This window comes from Bradyrhizobium sp. NAS80.1, assembly GCF_001908205.1.
In the GTDB taxonomy this organism is placed as follows: domain Bacteria; phylum Pseudomonadota; class Alphaproteobacteria; order Rhizobiales; family Xanthobacteraceae; genus Bradyrhizobium.
Map to the genome: position 1 here is coordinate 2,501 of NZ_LGHL01000474.1, position 3,201 is coordinate 5,701.

2 tRNA genes and 2 rRNA genes (1 of these 4 running past the window's edge) are annotated in these 3,201 nt (G+C 54.5%); all 4 read right to left on the reverse strand.

What is annotated here, in order from left to right:
* Positions 1–505 (reverse strand): 23S ribosomal RNA (locus AC629_RS44320) (it extends 2,369 nt beyond the left edge of the window).
* A gap of 393 nt (positions 506–898) precedes the next feature.
* Positions 899–974 (reverse strand) — tRNA-Ala (locus AC629_RS44325).
* Positions 975–1,007: 33 nt separating this feature from the next.
* A tRNA-Ile gene (locus AC629_RS44330) sits at positions 1,008–1,084 on the reverse strand.
* Positions 1,085–1,275: 191 nt separating this feature from the next.
* A 16S ribosomal RNA gene (locus AC629_RS44335) occupies positions 1,276–2,764 on the reverse strand.
* The 16S and 23S rRNA genes sit together here with 2 tRNA genes alongside, the layout of an rRNA operon.
* Positions 2,765–3,201: the final 437 nt, after the last annotated feature.

A 3,201-nucleotide genomic window follows, 5' to 3' on the forward strand; every position in this document is an offset into this window, starting at 1 on the left:
CAGACAGGATTGCACGTGTCCCGCCTTACTCGTGGATACATCATCGCATTACTCGTACGGGGCTATCACCCTCTGAGGCCCAGCTTTCCTGACTGGTTCCGATTGTCTTTGATGTATCACTGGCCTGGTCCGCGTTCGCTCGCCACTACTAACGGAGTCTCTGTTGATGTCCTTTCCTCCAGGTACTTAGATGTTTCAGTTCCCTGGGTTTGCTTGAAACCTCCTATGTATTCAGAAGTCTCATACCTTCTCTTGATAACCGGAAATCCAAAACCTCTTCGATCGAAATCTAAAGGTCTGGCTTCTTCCAGTTCTGGTCGAACCCCACACCTTCCGTCTTTCGACAAAGGTCTTGGAGTTCCGGCTATCGAAGGTGGGTTTCCCCATTCGGAAATCCGCGGATCAAAGCTTCTTCGCAGCTCCCCACGGCTTATCGCAGCGTAGCACGTCCTTCATCGCCTCTCAGCGCCAAGGCATCCACCGAACACCCTTAAGGCACTTGATTGCTCTCATTATCAATGTCCACACACTCGGCAGAATGTTGTCTGCAGAATTACCTTGCGGCACGCGCCCTCGATGAACGCTATCTGCAGCCGGACATTGACTAGAAAGACCAGCTTGCTTCGTAAGATCGTTCCGATAGCGAGGCGGTCAAGCTTCGCTAAAAGGATCATTTACAACCCGCATTCAACCTCACGGCTGAAAGCGAGCGCCGAAATGATCCGGAGATAATGAAGGCCCGCGCAACAATTGCTGCACGACCCAACTCGGATCGATCTCCTCTTTACGATGTCAGAAATCACGCAACGTGCTGTCTATCCAGACTAGCAGTTGCGAAGTGATGTTTCGCGGACGACGGTTGATACCTGCAGCTAGACGCGTCGATGATCAAACCATCTGGTGGAGCCAGACGGGATCGAACCGACGACCTCATGCTTGCAAAGCACGCGCTCTCCCAGCTGAGCTATGGCCCCGTAACCAGAAGACGAATGCACACTCGATGAAAGTGGTGGGCCTGGGAAGACTTGAACTTCCGACCTCACGCTTATCAAGCGCGCGCTCTAACCAACTGAGCTACAAGCCCCTAACGCATATCCCGTCAAGGACAGGGACCCTGCTTCACGCAGGCCCAGCGCGTGTTCGTCCGCGAAGAAAGAGAAACGAAGACGGCGAAATCCCGCCAATGCAGCTCAACGATCTCAAGATCTGTTGGCCACTGATGTTTCTAAAACGATCCGATAGTGAGCATAAAGCTCGCTGAAGGATCATCCTTAGAAAGGAGGTGATCCAGCCGCAGGTTCCCCTACGGCTACCTTGTTACGACTTCACCCCAGTCGCTGACCCTACCGTGGCCGGCTGCCTCCCTTGCGGGTTAGCGCACCGTCTTCAGGTAAAACCAACTCCCATGGTGTGACGGGCGGTGTGTACAAGGCCCGGGAACGTATTCACCGTGGCGTGCTGATCCACGATTACTAGCGATTCCAACTTCATGGGCTCGAGTTGCAGAGCCCAATCCGAACTGAGACGGCTTTTTGAGATTTGCTAGGACTTGCGTCTTCGCTTCCCATTGTCACCGCCATTGTAGCACGTGTGTAGCCCAGCCCGTAAGGGCCATGAGGACTTGACGTCATCCCCACCTTCCTCGCGGCTTATCACCGGCAGTCTCCTTAGAGTGCTCAACTAAATGGTAGCAACTAAGGACGGGGGTTGCGCTCGTTGCGGGACTTAACCCAACATCTCACGACACGAGCTGACGACAGCCATGCAGCACCTGTGCTCCAGGCTCCGAAGAGAGGGTCACATCTCTGCGACCGGTCCTGGACATGTCAAGGGCTGGTAAGGTTCTGCGCGTTGCGTCGAATTAAACCACATGCTCCACCGCTTGTGCGGGCCCCCGTCAATTCCTTTGAGTTTTAATCTTGCGACCGTACTCCCCAGGCGGAATGCTTAAAGCGTTAGCTGCGCCACTAGTGAGTAAACCCACTAACGGCTGGCATTCATCGTTTACGGCGTGGACTACCAGGGTATCTAATCCTGTTTGCTCCCCACGCTTTCGTGCCTCAGCGTCAGTATCGGGCCAGTGAGCCGCCTTCGCCACTGGTGTTCTTGCGAATATCTACGAATTTCACCTCTACACTCGCAGTTCCACTCACCTCTCCCGAACTCAAGATCCTCAGTATCAAAGGCAGTTCTGGAGTTGAGCTCCAGGATTTCACCCCTGACTTAAAGACCCGCCTACGCACCCTTTACGCCCAGTGATTCCGAGCAACGCTAGCCCCCTTCGTATTACCGCGGCTGCTGGCACGAAGTTAGCCGGGGCTTATTCTTGCGGTACCGTCATTATCTTCCCGCACAAAAGAGCTTTACAACCCTAGGGCCTTCATCACTCACGCGGCATGGCTGGATCAGGGTTGCCCCCATTGTCCAATATTCCCCACTGCTGCCTCCCGTAGGAGTTTGGGCCGTGTCTCAGTCCCAATGTGGCTGATCATCCTCTCAGACCAGCTACTGATCGTCGCCTTGGTGAGCCATTACCTCACCAACTAGCTAATCAGACGCGGGCCGATCTTTCGGCGATAAATCTTTCCCCGTAAGGGCTTATCCGGTATTAGCTGAAGTTTCCCTCAGTTGTTCCGAACCAAAAGGTACGTTCCCACGCGTTACTCACCCGTCTGCCGCTGACGTATTGCTACGCCCGCTCGACTTGCATGTGTTAAGCCTGCCGCCAGCGTTCGCTCTGAGCCAGGATCAAACTCTCAAGTTGGACTTGAACTTTGAACCGGCTGATCACAACGTTTGACGAGGTCCCACCATTCTTCATCGGCCGAAGCCAATGAGCTGCCCACGATTCACATCGCTGGCAACGATGGTGTAACCTTTAAAACGTGTACCGCCGAAGTCTTTCGTCCGGTCCCGATCCAAAAAGCCGAAGCTCCCTGGAAGCGAGACCCGCAAGGACTCCGCCGTCCACGTTTCTCTTTCTTCATCTTCACTTGTCAAACAGCCCGGAACCGTGGAGGTCCCAACCTTCCTGAGCGGAAGGCTTCGATACCCTTACCGACGAAGAATGAACCCAACCGACTGGTGTCAGTTGTTGTGTTCACTCAACAAGGTGAGGAGCATCAGCGGCGCGTTCGCTCGCCCTGGTCAGTGACCCGGCGGCGCCGCGCTCAGTGGTTGGGTTATAGTCCCCGCCGATCT